The organism is Streptomyces sp. NPDC025721 (genome assembly GCF_055558595.1).
The window spans coordinates 355,831-379,578 of the sequence record NZ_JBVHMF010000003.1; the positions used below are offsets into that span (position 1 = coordinate 355,831).

23 protein-coding genes are annotated in these 23,748 nt (G+C 71.0%); 3 read left to right on the forward strand and 20 right to left on the reverse strand.

Going from position 1 to position 23,748, the window contains the following annotated elements; genetic code table 11:
* Positions 1–70 precede the first annotated feature (70 nt).
* The gene (locus tag ACZ4EF_RS07720; protein WP_467503311.1) at positions 71–634 is read left to right on the forward strand and encodes a hypothetical protein; all 564 of its coding nucleotides are present in this window, start codon (positions 71–73) and stop codon (positions 632–634) included.
* Between the two features lie 147 nt (positions 635–781).
* Here ACZ4EF_RS07720 and ACZ4EF_RS07725 read toward each other — a convergent pair whose 3' ends face one another.
* The 12 genes from ACZ4EF_RS07725 to ACZ4EF_RS07780 form a co-directional block, all read right to left on the reverse strand.
* Positions 782–3,637 (reverse strand): DEAD/DEAH box helicase, encoded by a 2,856-nt coding sequence (locus tag ACZ4EF_RS07725; RefSeq protein WP_355332972.1) that lies wholly within the window; start codon positions 3,635–3,637, stop codon positions 782–784.
* Between the two features lie 211 nt (positions 3,638–3,848).
* Positions 3,849–4,745: a diacylglycerol kinase gene (locus ACZ4EF_RS07730; RefSeq protein ID WP_391046243.1), complete on the reverse strand. Its 897-nt coding sequence runs from the start codon at positions 4,743–4,745 to the stop codon at positions 3,849–3,851.
* Between the two features lie 82 nt (positions 4,746–4,827).
* Positions 4,828–5,757, reverse strand: a complete 930-nt coding sequence (gene tatC / locus ACZ4EF_RS07735) for a twin-arginine translocase subunit TatC (protein WP_355332976.1) — start codon at positions 5,755–5,757, stop codon at positions 4,828–4,830.
* A gap of 68 nt (positions 5,758–5,825) precedes the next feature.
* Entirely contained in the window at positions 5,826–6,113 is a 288-nt protein-coding gene (tatA, locus tag ACZ4EF_RS07740; RefSeq protein ID WP_188282996.1) for a Sec-independent protein translocase subunit TatA, read from the reverse strand.
* A gap of 247 nt (positions 6,114–6,360) precedes the next feature.
* On the reverse strand, positions 6,361–6,564 hold the full coding sequence (locus tag ACZ4EF_RS07745; RefSeq protein WP_355332978.1) for a hypothetical protein: 204 nt from the start codon (positions 6,562–6,564) through the stop codon (positions 6,361–6,363).
* Between the two features lie 128 nt (positions 6,565–6,692).
* Positions 6,693–6,947, reverse strand: a complete 255-nt coding sequence (locus ACZ4EF_RS07750) for a hypothetical protein (RefSeq protein WP_355332980.1) — start codon at positions 6,945–6,947, stop codon at positions 6,693–6,695.
* 12 nt (positions 6,948–6,959) lie between these two features.
* On the reverse strand, positions 6,960–7,886 hold the full coding sequence (locus ACZ4EF_RS07755; RefSeq protein WP_467503395.1) for a helix-turn-helix transcriptional regulator: 927 nt from the start codon (positions 7,884–7,886) through the stop codon (positions 6,960–6,962).
* Positions 7,887–8,027: 141 nt separating this feature from the next.
* Entirely contained in the window at positions 8,028–8,966 is a 939-nt protein-coding gene (locus ACZ4EF_RS07760) for a helix-turn-helix transcriptional regulator (protein WP_355332982.1), read from the reverse strand.
* Between the two features lie 120 nt (positions 8,967–9,086).
* The gene (locus ACZ4EF_RS07765) at positions 9,087–9,458 is read right to left on the reverse strand and encodes an FKBP-type peptidyl-prolyl cis-trans isomerase (RefSeq protein ID WP_188282992.1); all 372 of its coding nucleotides are present in this window, start codon (positions 9,456–9,458) and stop codon (positions 9,087–9,089) included.
* A gap of 39 nt (positions 9,459–9,497) precedes the next feature.
* Positions 9,498–10,508 carry an FKBP-type peptidyl-prolyl cis-trans isomerase gene (locus ACZ4EF_RS07770; RefSeq protein ID WP_355332984.1) on the reverse strand — a complete coding sequence of 337 codons (1,011 nt, stop codon included), beginning with the start codon at positions 10,506–10,508 and terminating at the stop codon, positions 9,498–9,500.
* 205 nt (positions 10,509–10,713) lie between these two features.
* A complete protein-coding gene (gene pafA, locus ACZ4EF_RS07775; protein ID WP_355332986.1) occupies positions 10,714–12,075 on the reverse strand; it encodes a Pup--protein ligase in 1,362 nt (453 codons plus the stop codon).
* A gap of 9 nt (positions 12,076–12,084) precedes the next feature.
* Positions 12,085–13,341 carry an MFS transporter gene (locus ACZ4EF_RS07780; protein WP_401306763.1) on the reverse strand — a complete coding sequence of 419 codons (1,257 nt, stop codon included), beginning with the start codon at positions 13,339–13,341 and terminating at the stop codon, positions 12,085–12,087.
* Between the two features lie 133 nt (positions 13,342–13,474).
* Here ACZ4EF_RS07780 and ACZ4EF_RS07785 point away from each other — a divergent pair, with 133 nt between their 5' ends.
* Positions 13,475–14,539 (forward strand): LacI family DNA-binding transcriptional regulator, encoded by a 1,065-nt coding sequence (locus ACZ4EF_RS07785; RefSeq protein ID WP_391046236.1) that lies wholly within the window; start codon positions 13,475–13,477, stop codon positions 14,537–14,539.
* Between the two features lie 60 nt (positions 14,540–14,599).
* Here the strand turns inward: ACZ4EF_RS07785 and prcA are convergent, their stop codons facing one another.
* The 5 genes from prcA to arc form a co-directional block, all read right to left on the reverse strand.
* A complete protein-coding gene (gene prcA / locus ACZ4EF_RS07790; RefSeq protein ID WP_188282987.1) occupies positions 14,600–15,346 on the reverse strand; it encodes a proteasome subunit alpha in 747 nt (248 codons plus the stop codon).
* 71 nt (positions 15,347–15,417) lie between these two features.
* Positions 15,418–16,263: a proteasome subunit beta gene (gene prcB, locus ACZ4EF_RS07795; RefSeq protein WP_355332993.1), complete on the reverse strand. Its 846-nt coding sequence runs from the start codon at positions 16,261–16,263 to the stop codon at positions 15,418–15,420.
* Positions 16,264–16,482 carry a ubiquitin-like protein Pup gene (locus ACZ4EF_RS07800; protein WP_188282985.1) on the reverse strand — a complete coding sequence of 73 codons (219 nt, stop codon included), beginning with the start codon at positions 16,480–16,482 and terminating at the stop codon, positions 16,264–16,266.
* A gap of 144 nt (positions 16,483–16,626) precedes the next feature.
* Positions 16,627–18,138 carry a depupylase/deamidase Dop gene (dop, locus tag ACZ4EF_RS07805; RefSeq protein ID WP_355332996.1) on the reverse strand — a complete coding sequence of 504 codons (1,512 nt, stop codon included), beginning with the start codon at positions 18,136–18,138 and terminating at the stop codon, positions 16,627–16,629.
* A 93-nt stretch (positions 18,139–18,231) separates the two neighbouring features.
* On the reverse strand, positions 18,232–19,998 hold the full coding sequence (gene arc, locus ACZ4EF_RS07810) for a proteasome ATPase (RefSeq protein WP_355332999.1): 1,767 nt from the start codon (positions 19,996–19,998) through the stop codon (positions 18,232–18,234).
* Between the two features lie 236 nt (positions 19,999–20,234).
* On the opposite strand from arc, the gene ACZ4EF_RS07815 reads away from it, so the two are divergent.
* The gene (locus ACZ4EF_RS07815; protein WP_355333001.1) at positions 20,235–20,588 is read left to right on the forward strand and encodes a ferredoxin; all 354 of its coding nucleotides are present in this window, start codon (positions 20,235–20,237) and stop codon (positions 20,586–20,588) included.
* Positions 20,589–20,646: 58 nt separating this feature from the next.
* Here the strand turns inward: ACZ4EF_RS07815 and ACZ4EF_RS07820 are convergent, their stop codons facing one another.
* The 3 genes from ACZ4EF_RS07820 to ACZ4EF_RS07830 form a co-directional block, all read right to left on the reverse strand.
* Complete coding sequence (locus tag ACZ4EF_RS07820) at positions 20,647–21,213, reverse strand: hypothetical protein (RefSeq protein WP_401857685.1); 567 nt, start codon at positions 21,211–21,213, stop codon at positions 20,647–20,649.
* Positions 21,214–21,444: 231 nt separating this feature from the next.
* Positions 21,445–22,365, reverse strand: coding sequence for a tRNA (adenine-N1)-methyltransferase (locus tag ACZ4EF_RS07825; protein WP_355333006.1), 921 nt, complete (start codon positions 22,363–22,365; stop codon positions 21,445–21,447).
* 100 nt (positions 22,366–22,465) lie between these two features.
* Positions 22,466–23,734, reverse strand: a complete 1,269-nt coding sequence (locus tag ACZ4EF_RS07830; RefSeq protein WP_391161052.1) for a site-2 protease family protein — start codon at positions 23,732–23,734, stop codon at positions 22,466–22,468.
* Between the last annotated feature and the right edge of the window lie 14 nt (positions 23,735–23,748).

Genomic DNA, 23,748 nt, shown 5'->3' on the forward strand with positions numbered 1-23,748 from the left:
ACGGCGAACGCGGAGAAGTCGCCCCACCCGTCCCCCGCCACCCAGCGGCACCCTCCGTACACTGTGCGGATTGTTCACCGACGGGGAGGACCACGGCCGTATGCGCCGCGTCACCGCAATCACCACCGCTCTGCTGACCGTCACGCTCACCGGGACGGCCCTGGCGGGCTGTTCGTCGTCGGACTCGTCCGACGACAGCGCCAAACCGTCCGCGTCGGCCGGGACACCGTCGGCCACGCCGACGACCTCGGCGGTACCGACGAAGACCGCCAACGGCAGGCTGGACTACACCGGGGACACCACCGGGACCGCCCTGTTCACCTCGGCGATCTCCTGCGAGATCGTGGCGGGAAAGCTGGTCGGGGTGACCGCCCCCGACAGGACGGACGCGTCGGCGCCGAAGTCCCCGTCGTTCATCGCGACGACCGGCGGCCTCCAGAAGCTGGCGATGCTCCAGCCGACGGCCACCGACTCGTACTCCCAGCGGTCGTCCGGCAGCGTGACGGCCGCCAAGAGCGCCGGGACCTGGAAGGTGACGGTGAAGGACCTCGTCATCGCGGGCAACCACGGCGACGACAGGAAGTCGATCACCGTCAACGGCTCCCTGACCTGCACCAAGCTCACCGGTCAGTGAGTCGGTGCGCCGGTGCGCCGGTGCGCCGGTGCGGCCGTAATGCCGTGATGCCGTGATGCCGTGATGCCGTGAGTCAACGCGCGGACAGCCCGTGCGGCCCGTCATCCTCCGGGACCGGGCCGCACAGGTGCACGCCGCAGGGGCGGCTCACCCCACCGAGGAGTACGCGACGACCCCGCGTCGCAGCCCGTCGACCGCCCGGCGGGCGTTGCGGCGGACCGGGCTGCCCTCCGGAGCGGCGTCGCTGATCTGGCCCAGGACGTCGATGAGCTGCTTGCACCAGCGGACGAAGTCACCGGCGGGCATGTCGGCGTCGGAGAGGACCGCGTCCAGGCCGTGGCCCGAGGCCCAGCGGTAGGCGGGCCAGGCGAAGCCGAGGTCGGGCTCGCGCTGGCCGACGCCCTCAGCCTGGTTGATGTGGTGGGACTCCTCCAGCGCGTCGAGACGGCCCCAGATACGGACCATCTCGCCGAGGGCTTCCTTCGCGTTGCCGGTCGGCAGCTTGGGCGCGACGGCGTCGTCGGCCTGCCGGGTCTCGTAGACCAGCGCCGAGGCGCAGGCCGCCAGTTCGGCCGGGCCGAGGCCGTCCCAGACGCCCTCGCGCAGGCATTCGCTGGCGAGCAGGTCCAACTCGCCGTAGAGCCGGGCGAGCCGCCGCCCCTCGGGAGTGACCTTCTCGGCCTGGAGATAGCCCAGTTCGGTGAGCAGCGCGCAGATCCGGTCGAAGGTGCGGGCGATGGTGTTGGTGCGGCCCTCGATGCGCCGCTCCAACTGCTGGGTGTCGCGCCGCAGTCGGTGGTAGCGCTCAGCCCAGCGGGCGTGGTCCTCGCGCTCCTCGCAGCCGTGGCAGGGGTGCGCGCGGATCGCGGTACGCAGCCGGGAGATCTCGGTGTCGTCGGCCGCGGCGGCCCGCTGCTTGCGGTGCCGTGAGGGTGCGGCCCAGCCCGCGGTGCCCGCCTTGGAGCGCATCGCGGAGGCGAGGTCGCGCCGGGACTGCGGGCTGCGCGGATTGAAGGACTTGGGGATCCGCATCCGGTCCAGCGCCTCGACGGGAACGGGGAAGTCTATCTGCCCGAGCCGCTTGACCTGGCGCTCCGCGGTGAGCACCAACGGGCGCGGGCCGTCGGCGAATTCCTCGTTGCGATGCGGGTGGCCGTTGGAACGGCCCGCGGGGACACCGGGTTCCAGGACCAGCGCGAGCCCGGCGTATTTACCCGCGGGGACGTGGATGATGTCGCCCGGCTTCAGCTTCTCCAGCGCGTCGGAGGCCGCGGCGCGGCGCTGCATCGCGCCCTGCCTCGACAGTTCCGACTCGCGTTCCTTCAGCTCCCGCCGCAGCCGCATGTAGGCGTCGAAGTCGCCGAGGTGGCAGGTCATCGACTGCTTGTAGCCGTCGAGCCCTTCCTCGTTGCGCTGCACCTGCTTGGAGATGCCGACCACCGAGCGGTCGGCCTGGAACTGCGCGAAGGACGTCTCCAGCAGCTCGCGCGAGCGGTGCCGCCCGAACTGCCCCACGAGGTTGACCGCCATGTTGTACGACGGCTTGAAGGACGACCGCAGCGGATACGTACGGGTGCCCGCGAGTCCGGCGACCGCGCCCGGGTCGAAACCGCGCTGCCAGAGCACCACGGCGTGGCCCTCGACGTCGATGCCCCGGCGGCCCGCGCGGCCGGTGAGCTGGGTGTACTCGCCGGGGGTGATGTCGGCGTGGGTCTCGCCGTTCCACTTGACGAGCTTTTCCAGCACCACGGAGCGGGCGGGCATGTTGATGCCGAGCGCCAGCGTCTCGGTGGCGAAGACCGCCTTGACCAGGCCCTTGACGAAGAGCTCCTCGACGACCTCCTTGAAGGTCGGGAGCATGCCCGCGTGGTGGGCGGCGATGCCGCGCTCCAGGCCCTCGAGCCATTCGAAGTAGCCCAGGACGTGCAGATCCTCGTCGGGGATGGCGCGGGTGCGCTCCTCCACGATGGCGCGCACCTGGGCGCGCTTGTCCTCGGTGTTCAGCCGCAGGCCCGCGTAGAGGCATTGCTGCACGGCGGCCTCGCAGCCCGCGCGGCTGAAGATGAAGGTGATGGCGGGCAGCAGTCCTTCGTTGTCCAGCCGGTCGATGACCTCGGCGCGGCTGGGCGTCCACACCCGGCTGCGGGCGCGCCGCTCCCGCTCGCGGTCGGCCTCGCGGCCGCGCTTGGCCCGCGGGTGGTAGCTGCGCTGGTTCTCCATCCGCGCGAGCCGTTCCAGATCGGCGTTGACCTCGCGGCGGCCCTTGCCGTCGGTGGCGCCGGCCTTCTCCTCGAAGAGGTCGTACATCCGGCGGCCGGCCAGCACGTGCTGCCACAGCGGGACCGGGCGGTGCTCGGAGACGATGACCTCGGTGTCGCCGCGGACGGTGTCGAGCCAGTCGCCGAACTCCTCGGCGTTGGAGACGGTCGCGGAGAGCGACACGAGGGTGACGGACTGCGGGAGGTGGATGATCACCTCTTCCCAGACGGCGCCGCGGAAGCGGTCGGAGAGGTAGTGCACCTCGTCCATCACCACATAGCCGAGGCCGTCGAGGGCGGCGGAGCCGGCGTACAGCATGTTCCGCAGGACCTCGGTGGTCATGACGATCACCGGCGCGTCGCCGTTGACGCTGTTGTCACCCGTCAGCAGGCCGACCTTCTCTGCGCCGTAGCGCTTGGCGAGGTCGCTGTACTTCTGGTTGGACAGGGCCTTGATGGGCGTGGTGTAGAAGCACTTGCGGCCCTCGGCGAGGGCGAGGTGGACGGCGAACTCGCCGACGATGGTCTTGCCCGAGCCGGTCGGAGCGGCGACGAGGACGCCGCTGCCCGCCTCCAGCGCCTGGCACGCCTCGACCTGGAAGGGGTCGAGGCCGAACTCGTACATCTCACGGAACTGGGCGAGGGCCGTTGCGTTCTCCGCTGCGCGGCGACGGCTGGCGGCGAAGCGCTCGGCGGGCGACATCTCATCGAGCGCCATCTCATCTGCGGACTTCTCATCGGTCATCTTGGCTCCGAGCCTACCCGCCACCACTGACACGGCACGTGATCTTTATTGCCGCTATACCCGTCGAGCGGCAGGATCAGGCCCGCCGCGCCGGCCGGATCAAGCCCGCCACGCCGGCCGGATCAGGCCCGCCGCGCCGCCCGGATCAGGCCCGCCGCGCCGCCCGGATCAGGCTCCCCATGGGGCACCGCGCACCCGCGCGGCAACCGGCTCAGACCAGCAGCCGTACGGCCTTCGGCACCGTCTCGGCGACCAGCGGCAGCGGCCCGATCCGCTCGCCGTCCGCGTAGCCGGTCACGCCCTGCGCCGGGTCGACATCCAGCCGGACGCGGGCCGCGCGGTGCACGGTGACGACCGGGTGGCTCGGGTGGGTGCCCCGGTAGACGCGGGGGAAGACCCGCAGCAGGGTGGTGCGGCTGCACGGGCCGACCACGCACACGTCGAAGAGCCCGTCGTCCATCACCGCGTCCGCGCAGATCCGCATGCCGCCGCCGTACGACGAGCCGTTGCCGACGGCTATGAGCGTGGCCTCGATCTGCCGTTCCGGCGCGTCGTCGAAGGTCACCCGGTACGGGATCGGCCGCAGCGCCGCCAGCTCCGCGAGCATGGCAAGGTCGTAGCGGAAGCGGCCCACGGGCCAGCGCATACGGTTGCCGCGGTCGTTGACCCGCGAGTCGAAGCCGGAGGCGAGGACGGTGCCGAACCAGCGCTCCCCGGTCCTGCCCAGGTCCAGCGCCCGGCTGCGGCCGTCCCGCAGCGCCTCGGCGATGCCCCTACCGGCCGCCGCGGCGTCCCGGACCGGCAGGCCGTTGACCCGCGCGAAGTCGTTGCCGGTGCCGACGGCGACCACGCCGAGCGGCGTGTCGGTCCCGGCGACCGCCTGGAGGGCCAGCGAGACCATGCCGTCACCGCCGACCGCGACCAGCGCCCCCGTACCGCTGTCGACGGCCTGCCGGGCGCGGGCCAGCGCGTCGGCCGCGTCCTCGCCCACGACGGTACGGACGCCGTAACCGGCTTCGCGGAGCGCGTGGGCGGCGGGCTGGGCGGCGCGGGCGCCCCGGCCGCGTCCGGCGACGGGATTGACGAAGAGGGTGATCTCGCTGGTCACGCGCGGACCCTACCGGACAGCCGCCCCCCACCAGTAGCGGTGGGGGGCGGCGGTGTCAGGGGCCGGCCGGGCGGTCGGGCGCTCAGGTCGCGTCGTCGTAGCCGTCGTCGACGCGCTCGCCGGTCCGGTCCTCGTACGGCTCGGCGGCGATCTGCTCCGGGACGTGGTCCAGGGTGGACGCCTCGTCCGGGTCGAGGGCGTAGTCCGGGTTCGCTTCGAGTCGGCGCTTGCGGCGGCTGTCGTTGAAGAAGCAGATGCCCATGGCGACGAAGTACAGGAAGACGATCGGCGCGGCCAGCAGGCACATGGTGAGCGGGTCGCCGGTGGGCGTGGCGACCGCGGCGAAGACGGTGATGCCGATCACCATGCCGCGCCACCAACCGAGCATGCGACGGCCGCTGACCATGCCGGTGAAGTTGAGCAGCACCAGCACCAGGGGCAGTTCGAAGGCGAGACCGAAGACGATCACCATGCGGACGACGAGGTCGAGGAAGTCGTCGAGGGCCAGCAGGTTGGTGGTGTCGTCCGGCACGAAGCCGATCATGATCCTGGCGGTCTGCGGCAGGATCGCGTAGGCCAGCCAGGCACCGGCGAAGAAGAGCGGGACGCCCGCGCCGACGAAGCCGAGGGTGTACCGCTTCTCGCTGCGGTGCAGACCGGGCGCGAGGAACGCCCAGAGCTGGTAGAGCCAGACCGGCGAGGCGCAGAGGATGCCCGCCATCAGCGAGACCTTCAGCGCGATGGAGAAACCGCCGAGCAGACCGTTGACGGTCATCTGGGCGCAGGGCTGGCCGTTCTTCTGGTGCGTCGCACCGTCCACACAGCCGACCGACTTGAGGATCGGGTGCTGGAAGAAGTGAATGATGTCCTTGTAGACGAACGCCGCCACGATCGTGACGGCCAGGATCGCCAGGACGGACTTGGCCAGCCTGTTGCGCAGCTCACGCAGGTGGTCCGCGAGGGGCATCCGCCCCTCGGGGTCCTTCTCCTGCTTGCGGGCAGTCTTGAGCACCCACGTCCTCGTCTCGTGCGGCAGCCGCCCGGCTCGCGGTCGGCTTCGTCCTTCAGCAGAGGGTCAGGTCAGGCCCGGGGCGTGCGGTCCGCCGGCTCGGAGACCGGACGGGCGCTCGTGGTGTCGCCGGGCGCGGCCTGGATGGTGCGGGGTGCGGCCTGCTCCTGGGGAGCCGGGGCGGCGGTGGACTCCGCGGTGCCGGAGTCGTCGTTCTTCATCGCCTTGGCCTCGCTCTTGAGGATGCGCGCCGACTTGCCGAGCGACCGGGCCATGTCGGGCAGCTTCTTCGCGCCGAAGAGCAGGACGACGACGAGAAGGATCAGGACGATCTCTAGGGGCTTGAGATTGCCGAGCATAAAATGTCTACCTTCTCACCGGTGGGCGGCGTGTTCCGTGACTGCGAGGGCGTGGCGCTCGCGCGTCCGCTTCCGCAGGTGCACGACGATTCGGGCAGGTGCCCGGCCGCCGCGCTGGCTGTGATCGTATCGTGCACCGGTGAACACCGGGGAATGCCCCGGAATCCGCCGGATTGCGACCCTCGCCGCGCTCGTGAGTACGGGCCGCCCGGTCAGCGTACCCCGCGTTCGCGGCCTCGCGGCAGGCTCAGCTTCTGGAGATCTGCCCGGCACGCTCGCTCAACGGGCGTGCGGCGCGCTGTAGACGGTCGCCCGCGGCGGCCAGCGCGTCGGTGGCCGCGGCCACCTGCCGGGCCAGTTCCTGGACGGCGGCGAAGACCCGGACCGCCAGCACCCCGAGCACCAGGAGTCCCGCGGTCGCCAGGCCGACGCAGAGATAGAGCCACCACATGGGCCGCGAGCCTACCGGTTCCGTTTCCGCGCCGACGCCACCGGTACCGGCCTGTTCCGTACCGGCGTGTTCCGTACCGCCCCCCGTGCGCACCGGCCCCGTCCGCGGCCGCCCGACGTGAACACCCGTCAGGGGGCGTGGAGCCGCATCGTGCGGACCCCGCCGACCGTGAGCAGTTCGACGATCCGCTCCCCCGCCGGTTTGCGGACGGCGGTGTCGCACTCGGGGCAGGTGAAGGAGTAGAAGGTCGTACGCGCCGAGCCGCCGATCGCCAGCAGCAGCGCTCCCGCGGACAGTTCGAAGCTGGTGCGGCAGTGCGGGCAGCCCGCGCGGAAGAGCACGGGCATGGTCATGGGCGCGCAGCCGGACGCCGTGGCCGTCATCGTGATGTCCTCTCACTCCCCGTAGGCGGCGAGCGCCAGCACGGCGGCGTCACGCGCGTCCCCCGCCAGTTCGGGGGGCGACACGATCCGGCCGTCCTTGCCGAGCCGCAGCGCGAGCCGCCGCAGCGACCCGGGGTCGGGGGTGCGCAAGATGATGCGCAGGCCGCCGTCGGGCTGCTCCTCGGCACTGTCGTGCGGATAGTATTCCGCGACCCAGCGCCCGCCGGGGCCCACTTCGATCACTACCTCGGGGTCGTCGCCCGCGGGCTGGACCAGGCCCTGCGACAGGTCGCGCGGCTGGAGCCGCGGCGGGTCGGACGGCTCGTCCAGCAGCCGGATCTCCTCGACCCGGTCCAGCCGGAAGGTGCGCCGGTCCTCCGAGAGGCGGCACCAGCCCTCGAAGTAGGTGTGGCCGACGGCGAACAGCCGGATCGGGTCGACCTCGCGCTCGGTCAGCGCGTCCCTGGCGGGCGAGTAGTAGCGCATCCACAGCCGCCGCCGCTCGGTGATCGCCCGGTCCACGGTGGCGAACACGCTGCCCTCGGACTCGAAGGTCACCGAGAGCTGCGCGCTGGCCCCGGCCGCCTCGCCCGCGGCGGCCTCCAGCTTCGCCCCGGCGCGCAGCAGCGCCTGCCGGTCGCTGTCCCGCAGGCCCGGCAGATTGGCCACCGCGCGGGCGGCCACCAGCAGCGCGGTGGCCTCGTCCGCGGCCAGCCGCAGCGGCTGCGCCACGTCGTCCGCGGTGCCGGGGTTGTGCCACCAGATCCGTTCGCCGTCGGTGTCGATGTCCAGCAGGTCGCCGCCGCGGAAGCTGGTGCCGCACAGCGGCAGCACATTGAGGTCGCCGATCAGCTCGGCCTCGGTCACCCCGAAGGCCCGTGCCACCTCGCTGACCCGTGCTCCGGGCCGCTCCCGCAGATACGTCACCAGGGACAGCATCCTGCGCGTCTGGTCGATCGCGTTGCTCACGCCGCCGTCCCCCGCCTGTTCTTCGCTTCCGTGCCCGCCCGGCGCAAGGCCGCGGCCGTCGTCCTGGTCCGCCGCCCGGCGGCCCCGCGTGCGTCGCTCACGTCGGCCACGTCAGCCCTTCGCCACGGCGCGCAGCCGGTCCAGTACGTCCGTGCGCAGCTCCTCGGGCGCCAGGACGAGTACGTCGGGGCCGAACTCGGCCAGCCAGGCGTCGAGTCCGTGCCCGTACGGGATCTCCAGCTCGTCCCAGTCGGCGTCCACCGGGGTGGTCGTCACGGCGCGGGAGCGCAGCGGGTAGCCGCTGTCGCGGCGCAGCCGGATGCGGGCGGTGGCGGTGGCGCCCTCGCCCGCCCAGCGGGCCACCGCCTCGCGGACGTCGACGTGCGCGGGCACCTCGGTGGTGAAGGCGCCGCGGGCGCGGACCTTGCCGCTGATCCGGGAGAGCCGGAAGACGCGGACGGCGCCGCGGTCGCGGTCCCAGCCCGCCACGTACCAGTGGCCGCGCCAGCACTCCAGCGCCCACGGCTCGATCTGCCGCGGCTCCGGCCGTGCGGCGTTGGCCTTGCGGTACTCGAAGGAGACGGCGCGCCGCTCGCGGGTGGCGAGCATCAGGGCCTCGAAGGCGGGTTCCGGCGTGGGGATGCGCGGTTCGAGGGCGCTGTGGGTGTCCTCGTACGGGACGCCCGCCGCGCGCAGCTTCTGGAGCGCGCCGCTGGCGGCCTCGGCGAATCTGGCCTGCTGCCAGACCTTGGCGGCCAGCGCGAGCGCGGCGGCCTCCTCGGGGTCGAGGGCGATGTCGGGCAGCCGGTTGCGGTCGCGCCGCGCCAGGTAGCCGAACTCGCCGTCGATGCTCTCCACCGTGTCGATGACCAGACCCAGCTCGCGCAGGTCGTCCTTGTCCCGTTCGAACATCCGGTTGAAGGAGTCGTCGGAGGTGACCTCGTGGTACGCCTCGATGGAGCTGCGCAGCTCGCGTTTGCTGACCGGCCGCCGGGTGTTCATCAGGCACAGTGCGAGATTCATCAACCGCTCAGCCTTGGCAATCGCCATCCCGCACCCTTCGTTCGGCTCTCGTCGCCGACCGTACCGCCCCGAGGTCCCGCGACAAAAGCCGAGGAGCCCCGGCCTGGCAGGCCGGGGCTCCTGTGACGGCTGTGCGGACGGGCCCGATCAGACGGCGACGAGGTCGCAGACGAAGATCAGGGTCTCGCCGGGCTTGATCGCGGCGCCGGCGCCGCGGTCGCCGTAGGCGAGGTGCGCGGGGATGATGAGCTGGCGGCGACCGCCGACCTTCATGCCCTGCACGCCCTGGTCCCAGCCGGCGATGACCTGTCCGACGCCGAGCTTGAACTGGAGCGCGGAGCCGCGGTTCCAGCTCGCGTCGAACTCCTCGCCGGAGGAGAAGGCCACGCCGACGTAGTGGACGGAGACCGTGTCCCCGGCCTTGGCGACCGGGCCGTCGCCCTCCCAGATGTCCTTGATCTCCAGGTCGGCCGGCGGCTCGCCGCCCGGGAAGTCGATCTCGGGCTTCTCGATGCTCACTTCAATGCTCCTTGTGCGTTGCGGGCAACCTGGACAGTCTTACAGAATCGCCAGGATGTCCAAGGAGAAGACCAGGGTGGCGTTGGCCGGGATGTTGCTGCCGCTGGGCGGCGTGGCGCCGTAGGCCAGGTCTCCGGGGGTCACCAGCATGACGCGGCTGCCCGCCTTCTTGCCGACCAGGCCCTCCTGCCAGCCCTTGATGAGCTGCGCGAGCGGGAAGGCGGCGAGCTGACCGGCGGTGTAGCTGGCGTCGAACTCCTTGCCGCCGTCCCACAGCACGCCCTTGTACTGGAGCAGCAGCGTGTCGGTGGCCTTCACCGCGGCGCCGTCGCCCTCCAGGATGTACTCGGAGACCAGTTTGGTCGGCGCCTTGACCTTGGGCACCGTGATGCTGGGCGCCTTGCCGTCGGTGTTGGTGCCGACCTTCGGCAGATTCGCGTCGTTCTGCGGGACGGCCTTGCCCTTGGCGGAGCTCTTGGCGTTGTAGGTCGCCAGCACGTCGATCACGAAGACCAGCGTGTCGGTGCCCTTGATGCCCGCCTGGGAGTTGCCCGAGGTGCCGTAGCCCAGGGCCGGCGGGATCGCCATCTCGACGCGGCTGTTGACCTTCTGGCCGACCAGGCCCTTGTCCCAGCCGGGGATGACCTTCCCCTGGCCGATGACGTTGGTGTACGGCGCGCGGCCGTAGGAGGTGTCGAAGACCTTGGCGGTGTCCCAGATCTGGCCGAGGTAGTTGGTCGTGACGTAGTCGCCCGCGACGATGGCGGCGCCGTCGCCCTGGATGACGGTCTTGACGGCCAGGTCGGTGGACGGGGTGCCGGTGCCCTTGGCGACGGTGGGCTTCTCGCCGAACTTGGTGCCGCCGGTGATGTCCGGTACGGGGCCCGCCACGATCTTCGTGCTGGGCGTGGCGGACGCGGACGGCGAGCCCGAGGTCGAGGGGGATTCGGATGCCGCCGGGTCGCTCTTGCTCTTGCTGTCGTCGCTGCCACAACCGGCGGCGGTGAGCATGAGCGCGGGCACGGCGAGCAGTACGGAGCGTCGGCGCACGGATGTCCTCGGTTCGGATCGGGTTCGGGAACGGCGGCTGGATGCCGTCCCACACCCTACGGCGTGCCACAGGCCCCGTACGAGTTCTGCACGGGGCCTGTGTGCTGTCTGTGACGCCGGGTCATGGCGTGCGCCGGTACGTCTAACCGACAGGTCGTACCGGGATGTCACGCCGCCGGTAGGACATATCGGCTCGCGTACCGGCCTACATACCGGCGATGAGCTTCTCCACCCGGTCGTCGACCGACCGGAAGGGGTCCTTGCACAGCACGGTGCGCTGCGCCTGGTCGTTGAGCTTCAGGTGCACCCAGTCGACGGTGAAGTCGCGGCGCTGTTCCTGCGCGCGGCGGATGAAGTCGCCGCGCAGCCGCGCCCTGGTGGTCTGCGGGGGCACCGACTTGGCCTCGAAGATCTTCAGGTCGGTGCAGATCCGCTTGGCCTGGCCCTTGCGTTCCAGCAGGTAGTACAGGCCGCGGCGGCGGTGGATGTCGTGGTAGGCGAGGTCGATCTGGGCGACCCGGGGGTGGGACATCGTGATGTTGTCCCGGTTCCGGTAGCGCTCGATGAGCTGGTACTTCATCACCCAGTCGATCTCGGTGCCGATCCGGGCGAGGTCGCCGCTGCCGATGGAGTCCAGGGTGCGGCCCCACAGCTCCAGGACCTGCTCGATGACACCGCTGCGGATGCCGCGGCGCTCGCAGAACTCGACGGCCTTGGAGTAGTACTCCTGCTGGATGTCCAGGGCGGACGCCTCGCGTCCCGAGGCGAGCCGGACCTTGCGGCGGCCGGTGATGTCGTGGCTGACCTCGCGGATGGCCCGGATCGGGTTCTCCAGGGTCAGGTCGCGCATCACGGTGCCCGCCTCGATCATCCGCAGGACGAGGTCGGTGGCGCCGACCTTGAGCAGCATCGTGGTCTCGGACATGTTGGAGTCGCCGACGATGACATGCAGGCGCCGGTAGCGCTCGGCGTCGGCGTGCGGCTCGTCGCGGGTGTTGATGATCGGACGGGAGCGGGTGGTGGCGGAGCTGACACCCTCCCAGATGTGCTCGGCCCGCTGGCTCACGCAGAAAACGGCGCCCCGCGGGGTCTGGAGCACCTTCCCCGCGCCGCACAGAAGCTGCCGGGTGACGAGGAACGGAATGAGGATGTCGGCGAGCCGGGAGAATTCCCCGTGCCTGGCGACCAGGTAATTCTCGTGACATCCGTAGGAGTTGCCGGCCGAGTCGGTGTTGTTCTTGAAGAGGTACACATCGCCTGCGATGCCCTCTTCGTGAAGGCGCCGTTCGGCGTCCACGAGAAGGCCCTCAAGGATGCGTTCGCCGGCCTTGTCGTGCGTGACGAGTTCGGTGACGTTGTCGCACTCGGGAGTGGCGTACTCCGGGTGCGAACCGACGTCGAGATAGAGGCGGGCACCGTTGCGGAGGAAAACATTGCTGCTCCGGCCCCATGACACGACACGGCGGAAGAGGTACCGCGCCACCTCGTCAGGGGACAGACGCCGCTGTCCCCTGAACGTGCATGTGACGCCGTACTCGTTCTCCAGCCCGAAAATGCGGCGGTCCATGTCTGAACATTACGCCTGATGCGTGGTGCTGAAACGAGGTTCGACCGCTCCGTTTCGATCTTTTTCGGAGGGGCTCCGGAGGTTTGGCGGCGTCAGGATTCGGCCGGTGCACAGCAGGACGAGCATCGCGACCGCGCCGCCCGCGCCCGCGACCCCGAATCCGGCGGCCGTTCCGCCGTGTTGGGCGGCGACTCCGGCGGCGGCCGTGCCGAGCGCCGCGCCGACCCCGGCGGAGGTCACCACCCAGGAGAACGCCTCGGTGACGGTGCCGGCCGGGGCGTGTCGGTCGACCACGAGGAAGCCGCAGGCCAGCGCCGGTGCGAGGAAGAGTCCGGCGAGCGCGGCCAGCGGCAGCATCCAGGGCAGGCCCGGCACCAGCGCCAGCGGCGGGTAGCAGAGGGCGAGGCCGACCGAGAGCAGCCGCAGGCGGCGCTCGGGCACGCCGGACCAGACGCGGGCGCCGTAGGTGAGGCCGCCGACGAGGGCGCCCGCGCCGTTGGCGGCCAGGACGTACGCGGCGACCGGGCCGCCGCCGTGCGCGTCGCCGTAGGCCACGGCGGCCAGCGAGACGGCGCCGAGGGCGATGCCGACGAAGAAGAAGGCGCCGAGCAGGACGGCGAGGCCCGGTGAGCGCAGCGCGCCGAGCCAGTGGGCCTCGTGCGGGACGGCCCGCCACTGCCGGGAGGGGCGGGAGGTCACCACGACGAGGGTGCCCGCGACGCCGAGCGCGCCGGTGACGATCAGGGCGACGGCCTGCGAGGCGGCCGAGACGATGACGGTCACCAGCAGCGGCCCGAGGGTGAACAGCACCTCCTGCGCGGCGGCGTCCAGCGCGTACGCCTTCTGCACCCGCTCCTCGTCGCCCAGCACGGAGGCCCACAGGGCCCGCAGGCCGCCCTCCAGCGGCGGTGTGGCGACCCCGGCCAGGACGACGGCGGCGACGGCCAGCGGCAGCGGGTCGGGGCCGACGGCCGCGAGCAGTCCGAAGCCCGCCGCGGCCAGCAGCGCGGCGGCGGTCATCACCCGCGGCTGGCCGCGCCGGTCGACGGCCCGGCCGAGCAGCGGCTGCCCGATGGCGACGGCGGCGCCGTAGATCGCGGACAGGGTGCCCGCGAGGCCGTATCCGGCGCCCTCGGAGCGCGCGAAGAGCACGATGGCGAGCGCCGCCATGGCGTTGGGCAGCCGTCCGAGGAGGGTCCCGCCGAGCAGCCGTGCGGCGTGCCGTGTACGCAGCAGGTCCCCGTATCCCGCGGTCTGCCCAGCCATCCCGGCTCCTCTCCCCCGGCGGTCCCCGGTGCCTCGCCGCCGTGACCGGCGGGTCACGGGCCGCGACCCGCACCGCGACCCGAAGGCCGCGACCGCTCACGTGTTACGTATAACGTCTACGGTCATACGTACCATGTCGGCAGTCGGCGGGTCCACCCGCAGGAGCGAACGGGAAGGGTGCGGAAGGTTGACGGGGAGTACGCGGCCGACCTCTCGTGACGTCGCGCGGGCGGCCGGAGTGTCGCAGGCGACGGTCTCGCTCGTGCTCGGCGGGAAGTGGCACGGCCGGGTGTCGGAGCGGACGGCGCACGCCGTGCGGGACGCGGCGGGGCGGCTCGGCTACCGGCCGAATCTCGCCGCCCGCAATCTGCGGCTCGGCCGCACCCGGACGGCCCTGATGGTGGTGCCCGCGCTCACCAACGAGTACTTCGCCCGCGTCTACACGGGGGCGGCGCTGGTCGCCGCCGAGCACGGCTTCGGCGTGGTGCTCTACCCGTCACCCGACGGCGTCGGACCGGCCCGCGACCCCTTCGGCTCCGCCCGGGCGGCCATCGACGGGGTCATCGCCTCCTCGATGGCCGCGGACGCCCTGACCGGCATCGGCGGCGGTGAACTGCCGCTGGTGATGCTGGACAGCGGTCCGGCGGCGCCGGGCGGTCCCCCCACGGTCGACCTGGCGGTCGGCGACGGATTCCGGCAGGTGGTGCGCCACCTCGTCGCGCTCGGGCACCGGCGGATCGCCCATGTCGCGGCCGACATCGACAGTTGGACGTTCCACGAGCGCACGCGGACGGTCGCGGCCGAGCTGGCCGCGGTTCCCGGAGCGGAACTCACCTCCGAGCGCTGCTCCCTGGACGTGGACTCCGGTCGCTCCGCCGCCCTGCGCGCTCTGCGCGGGCCGGGCCCCCGGCCCACCGCCCTGCTGTGCGACGACGACATCCTGGCCGCGGGGGCGTGCAAGGCCGCCAGGAGCCTGGGGCTCCGGGTGCCCGCGGACCTGTCCGTCACCGGCTTCGACGATCTGGCGTTGGCCACCGCGCTCGATCCCGAGCTGACCAGCGTGCGGCTGCCCGCCGAGGCGGTCGGGGACCGCGGTATGACCGCGCTGCTCAGCCTTCTCGACGGGGGCTCCGTCGGGCCGGTGGAACTCCCCGTCGAACTCGTCGTCCGCGGCTCCTCGGCCCCGCCGCCGGCCTGACCCCTCGCCAGGTCACCGCCCGCCCCCCGCGGGGGGGGCGGGCGGCGCCCGTGCGGGGCGCTACTCCTCCTCGTCCGAGGGGTCGTCCGTGGTGGCCGTCGAGGCGGACTCGGTCTCCAGCAGGCGGGAGAGCTGGCGGCCGAGGATGCGCTTGAACTTGCGCTGCTGGGGGCGGGTGCGGTCGAGGACGGCGACCTCCAACTGCTCGGCGGTGAGCTGGCGGTCGCTGCCGTTGTTGTCGCGGCCGAGGGATTCGACGGCCAGCGCCAGCGCCTCGGCGAGCGTCATGCCGTCGCGGTGCCGCTGGTCGAGGTAGCTGCCGATCTGGTCGGAGTTGCCGCCGACCGCGACCGCGCCGTGCTCGTCGACGATCGACCCGTCGTGCGGCAGCCGGTAGATCTGGTCGTCCTCGGGCGCCGAGCCGACCTCCGCGACGATCAGCTCGACCTCGTAGGGCTTCTCCCCCACGCTGGAGAAGATGGTGCCCAGGGTCTGCGCGTAGACGTTGGCCAGCCCACGGGCCGTCACGTCCTCGCGGTCGTAGGTGTATCCGCGCAGATCGGCGTAGCGCACGCCGCCGATCCGCAGATTCTCGAACTCGTTGTACTTGCCGACCGCCGCGAAGGCGATCCGGTCGTAGATCTCGCTGACCTTGTGGAGTGCGCGGGACGGGTTCTCGGCGACGAAGACGATGCCGTCGGTGTACTGGAGCACGACGACGCTGCGGCCACGCGCGATGCCCTTGCGGGCGTACTCGGCGCGGTCGGCCATGGCCTGCTGAGGTGAAACGTAAAAGGGCGTGGACACCGGCTAACCGTGCCTTTCTGCTGTCGGCTCTGAGGGATGCGTCGCTTGACCGGTTCTCAACTGACCGGCTCTCAGAGCACTTCGGCCCGCGGGCCGTCGGGGTGCTCCAGACGTCCGTCCAGCACGGCGCGGGCGATCTCGGAGACCTCGGCCTCGCTGAGCCTGCGGAAGCCCTCTTCGGTGATCACCGCGACGATCGGGTAGATCCGCCGGGTGATGTCGGGGCCGCCGGTGGCCGAGTCGTCGTCCGCGGCGTCGTAGAGCGCCTGGATGACGGCGGTGGCCAACTGACGCTCGGTGAGGTCGCTGCGGTAGAGCTTCTTCAGCGAGCTGCGGGCGTAGACCGAGCCGGAGCCGGTCGCGGTGAAGCCCACGTCCTCGCTGCGGCCGCCGGTCACGTCGTACGAGAAGATGCGGCCCTTCTCGCGCTCGGTGTCGTATCCGGCGAAGAGCGGGACGACGGCCAGCCCTTGGAGCGCCATGCCGAGGTTGCCGCGGATCATGGTGGACAGCCGGTTGGCCTTGCCCTCCAGGGACAGCGTCGCCCCTTCGATCTTCTCGTAGTGCTCCAGCTCCAGTTGGAAGAGCTTGACCATCTCCACCGCGAGGCCCGCGGTGCCCGCGATGCCGACCGCCGAGAACTCGTCGGCGGGGAAGACCTTCTCGATGTCGCGCTGGGCGATGACATTGCCCATCGTGGCCCGCCGGTCACCGGCGAGGATGACCCCGCCGCTGAAGGTGGCGGCCACGATGGTGGTGCCGTGCGGGAGTTCGACGGCGCCCTTGACCGGCGGGAGCGACCGGTTGCCCGGCAGCAGCTCCGGCGAGTGGTCGCCCAGGAAGTCCAGGAAGGAGGAGGATCCCGGCGTCAGGAACGCCGCCGGGAGCCGTCCGGTGCCATACGTGCCGGCTGCCACCTACTCGCCGCCCTTCTGCACGAAGGAACGCACGAAGTCCTCGGCGTTCTCCTCGAGTACGTCGTCGATCTCGTCCAGCACCGAGTCCACGTCGTCGGAGAGCTTCTCCTGGCGCTCCTTGAGGTCGTCGGCCGCCTGGGCGTCCTGCTGGACCTCCTCGACCTCCTCCGTGGAACGCGTCGCCTTCTGCTGTCCGCCGTCGGTGTCCTTGGTAGCCATGTCCCTCACCCCGCTATTCCGTGCGCTCGGTTGACTGCCTACAAGATCAGACCCTACAAGCAGGGCCCGACATCAGCGCTCGATTACGTCAACGTACGAGTGCCACTGGGTTGTTTCCCGGTTCTGGACCGTTTCAGCCGCGGATCAGCCGCCGGAAAGGATCCGTACCAGGTCCTCCGCCGTGCGACAGCGGTCCAGCAGCTCCTTCACGTGCTTGCGGGTGCCCCGCAGCGGCTCCAGTGTGGGAACCCGCTGGAGCGAGTCCCGGCCGGGCAGATCGAAGATCACCGAGTCCCAGGAGGCGGCGGCGACGTCGTCCGCGTACTGTTCGAGACAGCGCCCGCGGAAGTACGCCCTGGTGTCCTCGGGCGGCTTGGTGGCGGCCCTGACGACATCGGGCTCGTCCAGCAGCCGCCGCATGCGGCCGCGCTCCACCAGCCGGTTGTAGAGGCCCTTGTCGGGGCGTACGTCGGCGTACTGGAGGTCGACCAGGTGCAGCCTGGCGGCGTCCCAGCCCAGGTTGTCGCGGCGCCGGTAGCCCTCCAGCAGCTCGCGCTTGGCGATCCAGTCCAGCTCGCCCGACAGGCTCATCGGGTCGTTCTCCAGCCGGTTGAGCACGTCCTCCCAGCGGGCCAGCACATCGCGGGTCTGCGGGTCCGCGTCGACGCCGTAGCGCTCCTCGACGTATTTGCGGGCCAGCTCGAAATACTCCATCTGGAGCTGTACCGCGGTCAGCGTCCGGCCGTTACGCAGCGTGACGAGCTGTCGCAGTGCGGGGTCGTGGGAGACCTCGTGCAGGGTGCGGACCGGCTGGTCGACGGCCAGGTCCACCTTGATGAAGGAGTCCTCGATCATGGAGAGCACCAGCGCGGTGGTGCCCAGCTTGAGGTAGGTCGAGATCTCGGAGAGGTTCGCGTCGCCGATGATCACATGGAGCCTGCGGTACTTCTCGGCGTCGGAGTGCGGTTCGTCGCGGGTGTTGATGATCGGGCGCTTGAGGGTGGTCTCCAGGCCCACCTCGACCTCGAAGTAGTCGGCGCGCTGGCTGATCTGGAAGCCGTCCTCACGGCCGTCCTGGCCGATGCCGACCCGGCCCGCGCCGGTCACGACCTGGCGGGAGACGAAGAAGGGCGTCAGGTGCCGCACGATGTCCGAGAACGGGGTCTCCCGCTTCATCAGGTAGTTCTCGTGCGTGCCGTAGGACGCGCCCTTGTTGTCGGTGTTGTTCTTGTAGAGGTGGATCGGCTGCGCGCCGGGGAGCTGCGCCGCCCGCAGCGCCGCCTCGGCCATGATGCGCTCGCCCGCCTTGTCCCACAGCACCGCGTCCCGCGGATTGGTGATCTCGGGCGAGGAGTACTCGGGGTGCGCGTGGTCGACGTACAGCCGCGCGCCATTGGTGAGGATCACATTGGCCAGGCCGATGTCCTCGTCGGTGAGCTGCGTGGAGTCGGCCGAGTCCCGGGCGAGGTCGAAGCCCCGGGCGTCCCGCAGCGGGTTCTCCTCCTCGAAATCCCAGCGGGCCCGCCTGGCCCGGTGCATCGCCGCCGCGTAGGCGTTGACGATCTGGGACGAGGTGAGCATGGCATTGGCGTTGGGGTGGCCGGGGACCGAGATGCCGTACTCCGTCTCGATGCCCATTACTCGCCGTACGGTCATGCGGCCCTCCTTGCCCGGCTCCGGCCCGTGCTGAGCCGGAAACACACCGGCTGCGGGTACCCGCTGTGGGGACCCGCAGCCGGAGGGTAGTGCTTACAGATACTGTCCCGTGTTCGCCACGGTGTCGATGGAGCGTCCGGTGTCCGCGCCCTGCTTTCCGGTCACCAGGGTGCGGATGAAGACGATCCGCTCGCCCTTCTTGCCGGAGATACGGGCCCAGTCGTCGGGGTTGGTGGTATTGGGCAGGTCCTCGTTCTCCTTGAACTCGTCCACACAGGCGGCGAGCAGGTGGGAGACGCGCAGGCCGCGCTGGTCGTGGTCGAGGAAGTCCTTGATCGCCATCTTCTTGGCCCGGTCGACGATGTTCTGGATCATCGCTCCGGAGTTGAAGTCCTTGAAGTAGAGGACTTCCTTGTCCCCGTTGGCGTAGGTGACCTCCAGGAAGCGGTTCTCCTCCGTCTCGGAGTACATCCGCTCGACCACCGACTGGATCATGGCGTCCACGGTGCCCGCCTTGGATCCGCCGTGCTCCGAGAGGTCCTCGGTGTGCAGCGGCAGGGTGTCGACCAGGTACTTCGAGAAGATGTCCTTGGCCGCTTCGGCGTCGGGACGCTCGATCTTGATCTTCACGTCCAGGCGGCCGGGCCGCAGGATCGCGGGGTCGATCATGTCCTCACGGTTGGACGCGCCGATGACGATGACGTTCTCCAGGCCCTCCACACCGTCGATCTCGGCGAGGAGCTGCGGGACGATGGTGTTCTCCACGTCCGAGCTGACACCGGATCCGCGGGTGCGGAAGAGGGATTCCATCTCGTCGAAGAAGACGATGACGGGGGTGCCCTCGCTCGCCTTCTCCCGCGCACGCTGGAAGACCAGGCGGATCTGCCGCTCGGTCTCGCCGACGTACTTGTTCAGCAGCTCGGGACCCTTGATGTTGAGGAAGTAGCTCTTGCCCTGCGGCTGCCCGGTGACCTCGGCGACCTTCTTCGCCAGCGAGTTGGCGACCGCCTTCGCGATGAGGGTCTTTCCGCAGCCGGGAGGGCCGTAGAGCAGCACGCCCTTGGGCGGGCGCAGTTCGTACTCCTTGAAGAGTTCGGCGTGCAGATAGGGCAGCTCCACCGCGTCGCGGATCTGCTCGATCTGGCCGCCGAGTCCGCCGATCTGGCGGTAGTCGATGTCGGGCACCTCTTCGAGGACGAGCTCTTCGACCTCGCTCTTGGGGACCCGTTCGTAGACATAGCCGGAGCGCGGTTCCAGCAGCAGGGCGTCGCCGGTCCGCAGGGCGCCGTCGAGGAGAGGTTCGGCGAGCCGTACCACCCGCTCCTCGTCGGTGTGTCCGATCACCAGGGCGCGCTCGCCGTCCTCCAGGACCTCCTTGAGGGTGACGATGTCGCCGACGCGCTCGAACTCCATCGCCTCGACCACATTGAGCGCTTCGTTGAGCATCAGCTCCTGTCCGCGCCTGAGGTCTTCGAGGTCGACGGCCGGGCTGACGTTCACCCGGAGCTTGCGCCCGCCGGTGAAGATGTCGGCCGTGCCGTCGTCATTCGCCTGAAGGAATACGCCGAAGCCGGCAGGTGGCTGCGCGAGCCGGTCGACTTCCTCCTTGAGGGCCACGATCTGGTCGCGGGCCTCCCGGAGGGTGTTCGCCAGCCGTTCGTTCTGCGCGGACACACCTGCCAGGTTGGTCTGCAGCTCGACGATCCGCTCCTCGAGAATCCTCGTGTGCCGCGGAGAATCGGCGAGCTTGCGTCGCAGGACGGCGATCTCCTGCTCAAGAAAGGCGACCTGGCTCATGGGGTCTTCCGAACCACGAGCGGGTCGGCCGCCACGGTTGTAGTCGTCGTCGTGGGCCGCCACGGTCCTCACCTCCTCCAAGGGGAGCTGGACGTTTCCAGACCCTACCTGGGCCGGTAGGGGTGTAAACCCCTAGATCAAAAAGACGATCGCGGTGTGTCCGATCTTCACCCTTGCGTACGTCCCTCCGCCAGTGAGATACCCACCGAGACCCGCCGATCACCATCGGAAAGCCGCCGGTTGTATCGTCGATCCGGTCAACACCCTGCGAAGGCTGTTGCTTCCTGATGGTGTTGCTGATGAGTTTCCGATGCTTCCTGAACGACGAACGGCAGGCGAGGGTTTCCGTGGGCAACGAGACGGCCGAAGCACTCGAGGTCTGGATCGACCAGGACCTCTGCACCGGTGACGGGATCTGCGTGCAGTACGCGCCCGAGATTTTCGAGCTGGACATCGACGGGCTGGCCTATGTGAAGGGTCCGGCTCCGGAGGGTGAGGAAGCCGAGCTGCTCCAGACACCTGGTGCCACCGTACCCGTACCGCTGCCGCTGTTGCGGGATGTGGTGGACTCGGCCAAGGAGTGCCCGGGCGACTGCATTCACGTGCGGCGCGCGGCGGACCGGGTCGAGGTGTACGGCCCGGACGCCGACTGAGCCGGACGGGCGGCCGGCGGCGGGCGCCGGGCCCGTGCGGCCGGACGGCCGCCCGCGGTCAGATGCTGTTGTTCGCCGGGCCGGGCAGCGCCACGTAGCGGCCGTCGCGCCACTCCCAGGAGTAGTCCCGCTTCAGGTCGGGGCAGCAGCGCGGCGTGGTGTCGCTCGAATAGCCGAGCACGGTGGCCCGTACGGTGCGGCCCTGGAGCCGGAAACCGGTGACGGACCGCTTGTCGGCGGGCCTGACCAGGGTCTCGGCGATCGTCGGACGCCCGCCCGCGGTGGCGGGCGCGGCGAGGACGAAGACGCCGCTGGGCGGGGTGCCGGTGTCGGCCCGGCAGCGCACCACGACGACCGTCTCGGGCCGCCCGTCGCCGTCCAGGTCGCCGGACACGTGGTTCAGGACCTCCACCGGGGCGCCCGCGCAGTCCAGCGGGTACGTGACCGCCTGGGGGTCCGGCGCGGCCACCGGGGTGGCGGGCGCCTTGGCGTCGCCCGATGAGGCGTCCGCGGGCTGTACGAGGGCCCCCGCGGCCACGATGGCACCGAGCGCGGCGGCCGTGGTGATCCAGTGCACCGTGCGGGTGCGGGTGTGCGGGAGGGCCGGGCCTGCGGACGGCTGCACTCGCCTGTCTCCTGGGGTCGAACGGCGGGGGTGGCCAGCATGGTGCCATACGTCACACCAGGGGGGAACGGCGGGGCGGCAGTTGCCCGTGGTACCGCGCGTGCGGTTCGGGGAAAGGGGCACGGACCCGGAGAATCGGACCGCGAAAAAGCCGCCGCCGGTGCCCATCGGAGGGCAAACCGGCGGCGGCCGGATGAAGTTGGCCGAAACGGCGCTGTTGACCGGGTGGCGCTACGAGGCGGCGTCGGCCGGGGCGGAGCCGCCGCTCGCGCTGCCGGGTCCGGTGTAGTCCTCGCCGTAGGCGCCCTTGGCGGGCCTGCGGCGGCGCAGCGGGGGCTCCACGCCGTCCGCGAGGCGGCGGGCGGTGAGCAGGAAGCCGGTGTGTCCGATCATCCGGTGGTCGGGGCGGACGGCCAGTCCCTCGACGTGCCAGGTGCGGACCATGGTCTCCCAGGCCGCGGGCTCGTTGAAGGTGCCGTGCTCGCGGATGGCCTCCACGGTACGGGCGAGCTGCGTGGTGGTGGCCACGTACGCGCACAGGATGCCGCCGGGGACCAGGGCCTTGGCGACCGGCTCCAGGCACTCCCAGGGCGCCAGCATGTCCAGGATGACCCGGTCCACGTCGGTGTCCGAGAGGTGGTCCTGGAGGTCGCCGACGGTGAGCTGCCAGGCGGGGTGCGGGCCGCCGAAGTAGCGCTCCACGTTCTGGGTGGCGATCTCGGCGAAGTCGGCGCGGCGCTCGTAACTGTGCAGCATGCCGTGGTCGCCGATCGCCCGCAGCAGGAAGCTGCTCAGCGAGCCGGAGCCCACGCCCGCCTCGACGACCCGGGCGCCGGCGAAGATGTCGGCCATCGCCAGGATCTGCCCCGCGTCCTTGGGGTAGACCACGGCGGCGCCGCGGGGCATGGACAGGACGTAGTCGGGGAGCAGGGGGCGCAGCGCGAGGTAGGCGACGTTTCCCGTGGTTCGGACAACACTGCCCTCGGGAGCACCGATCAGCTCGTCGTGCGGGAAAGCGCCCTTGTGGGTGTGGAACTGCTTTCCGGCTTCGAGCGTGAAGGTGTAGTGGCGTCCCTTGGGGTCGGTGAGCTGGACCTGGTCCCCGACTTTGAAGGGCCCGCGTCGGCGGGCGGCACCGGTCGGTTCGGACATAAGACCACCCTACCGGCTGTTTTACGGCCGCCTGTTCACGCGGCTTCCGGCCGCCCGTTCACCAGGGCCGCCGACGTGGCCCGATCACGCGTCGGCCTGTTCACGCGTCGGGCCGGGACATCGCCGAGAGGAAGGCGCGTTCGACGTCCACGGTGGACAGGACGCCGTAGATCTCGCCGGTGGGCTCGACCACCAGGTACTCCGTGGAGGGGGCGGCCCGCAGGGCGTCGAGCAGCTCCTCGCCCGACAGCTCGGCCGAGACGCGCATGCCGGGGGTGAGGTCCTGGGCGAGGCCGCTGACGGCGACCCAGGGGCGGCGGTGCTCGGGGATGTTGACGATCGCGGACTCGCGGACCAGCGCGGTCGCGGCTCCCGCGCCGTCCACGACGACCAGGGCGCGCGCTCCCGCCTCGTTGGCCCGGCGCAGCGCCTCGGACAGCGGGGTGTCGGAGGCGACGGGCACGGCCCTGCGGGTGAGGGTGCGGGCGCGCAGTCCCGGCAGCCGCTCGCGCAGCCTGGCCATGCGCAGGCTGTTGCCCGCGCCGGTCCAGATGATGGCGGCCAGGATCGCGGCGAGCAGGGCGTCGGTGAGCGAGTCCGCGCCGCTGCCGTCGCCGTTGTTGCGCAGGCCGCCCGCGTACGACAGCAGGGGCAGGCCGATCAGTACGGCGATGGCCAGGCCCCGGCCGACCCAGGCGGCGGCGACGGTGCCGGTCATCGGCTTGCCGCTGATCTTCCAGACCACGGCGCGCAGCATCCGGCCGCCGTCCAGCGGCAGGCCGGGCAGGAAGTTGAAGATGGCCACGATCAGATTGCTGACCATGAGTCCGGCGAGCAGCACTCCGGGGACGGTGCCGGACTCCACGAACTGCATGCCGCCGAAGAAGACCCCGGCCAGGACCAGCGAGAGCAGCGGGCCGACGAAGGCGAGCACGAATTCGCGGCCCGGTGTCTCCGACTCCTTCTCGATCTCGGAGACGCCGCCGAAGAACTGGAGCTGGATCCGCCGTACGGGGAGCCGGAAGCGGAGCGCGGCGACGGTGTGGGCCAGTTCGTGGATGAGCACGGAGGCGTAGAAGGCGACCGCGAAGAAGAGCGAGACCAGGTAGCGGATGCGGCCCAGCTCGGGCAGCACGGTTTCCAGCTGGCCGCCGAAGACCCAGGTGATCAGGGCGGCGACCAGGAACCAGCTCGGGGCGACGTAGATCGGGACACCGTAGAAGCGGCCCATGAGGATGCCGCCTCCGGGCTCGCGCGGCGGCTTGTCGCTGCCGCCGTCCCGGCCCGGGATGTTGGTGTTCTTGGACGGCGGCCGGCCGCTCTCGCTCACTGGTTCCCCTCGTTCGGATACGGACCCTGAGTCGATCATGCGGGACGACGGGC

Coding starts and splice junctions, on each gene's coding strand:
- tatA (WP_188282996.1), bottom strand. CDS start 6,113: ATGCTCGGCAATCTCAAGCCCCTAGAGATCGTCCTGATCCTTCTCGTC.
- dop (WP_355332996.1), bottom strand. CDS start 18,138: ATGACCGTACGGCGAGTAATGGGCATCGAGACGGAGTACGGCATCTCG.
- pafA (WP_355332986.1), bottom strand. CDS start 12,075: ATGGACCGCCGCATTTTCGGGCTGGAGAACGAGTACGGCGTCACATGC.
- ACZ4EF_RS07815 (WP_355333001.1), top strand. CDS start 20,235: ATGAGTTTCCGATGCTTCCTGAACGACGAACGGCAGGCGAGGGTTTCC.
- ACZ4EF_RS07725 (WP_355332972.1), bottom strand. CDS start 3,637: ATGACCGATGAGAAGTCCGCAGATGAGATGGCGCTCGATGAGATGTCG.
- ACZ4EF_RS07780 (WP_401306763.1), bottom strand. CDS start 13,341: ATGGCTGGGCAGACCGCGGGATACGGGGACCTGCTGCGTACACGGCAC.
- ACZ4EF_RS07760 (WP_355332982.1), bottom strand. CDS start 8,966: ATGGCGATTGCCAAGGCTGAGCGGTTGATGAATCTCGCACTGTGCCTG.
- ACZ4EF_RS07800 (WP_188282985.1), bottom strand. CDS start 16,482: ATGGCTACCAAGGACACCGACGGCGGACAGCAGAAGGCGACGCGTTCC.
- ACZ4EF_RS07745 (WP_355332978.1), bottom strand. CDS start 6,564: ATGTGGTGGCTCTATCTCTGCGTCGGCCTGGCGACCGCGGGACTCCTG.
- ACZ4EF_RS07750 (WP_355332980.1), bottom strand. CDS start 6,947: ATGACGGCCACGGCGTCCGGCTGCGCGCCCATGACCATGCCCGTGCTC.
- ACZ4EF_RS07825 (WP_355333006.1), bottom strand. CDS start 22,365: ATGTCCGAACCGACCGGTGCCGCCCGCCGACGCGGGCCCTTCAAAGTC.
- ACZ4EF_RS07755 (WP_467503395.1), bottom strand. CDS start 7,886: ATGCTGTCCCTGGTGACGTATCTGCGGGAGCGGCCCGGAGCACGGGTC.
- ACZ4EF_RS07785 (WP_391046236.1), top strand. CDS start 13,475: ATGTCGGCAGTCGGCGGGTCCACCCGCAGGAGCGAACGGGAAGGGTGC.
- ACZ4EF_RS07830 (WP_391161052.1), bottom strand. CDS start 23,734: ATGATCGACTCAGGGTCCGTATCCGAACGAGGGGAACCAGTGAGCGAG.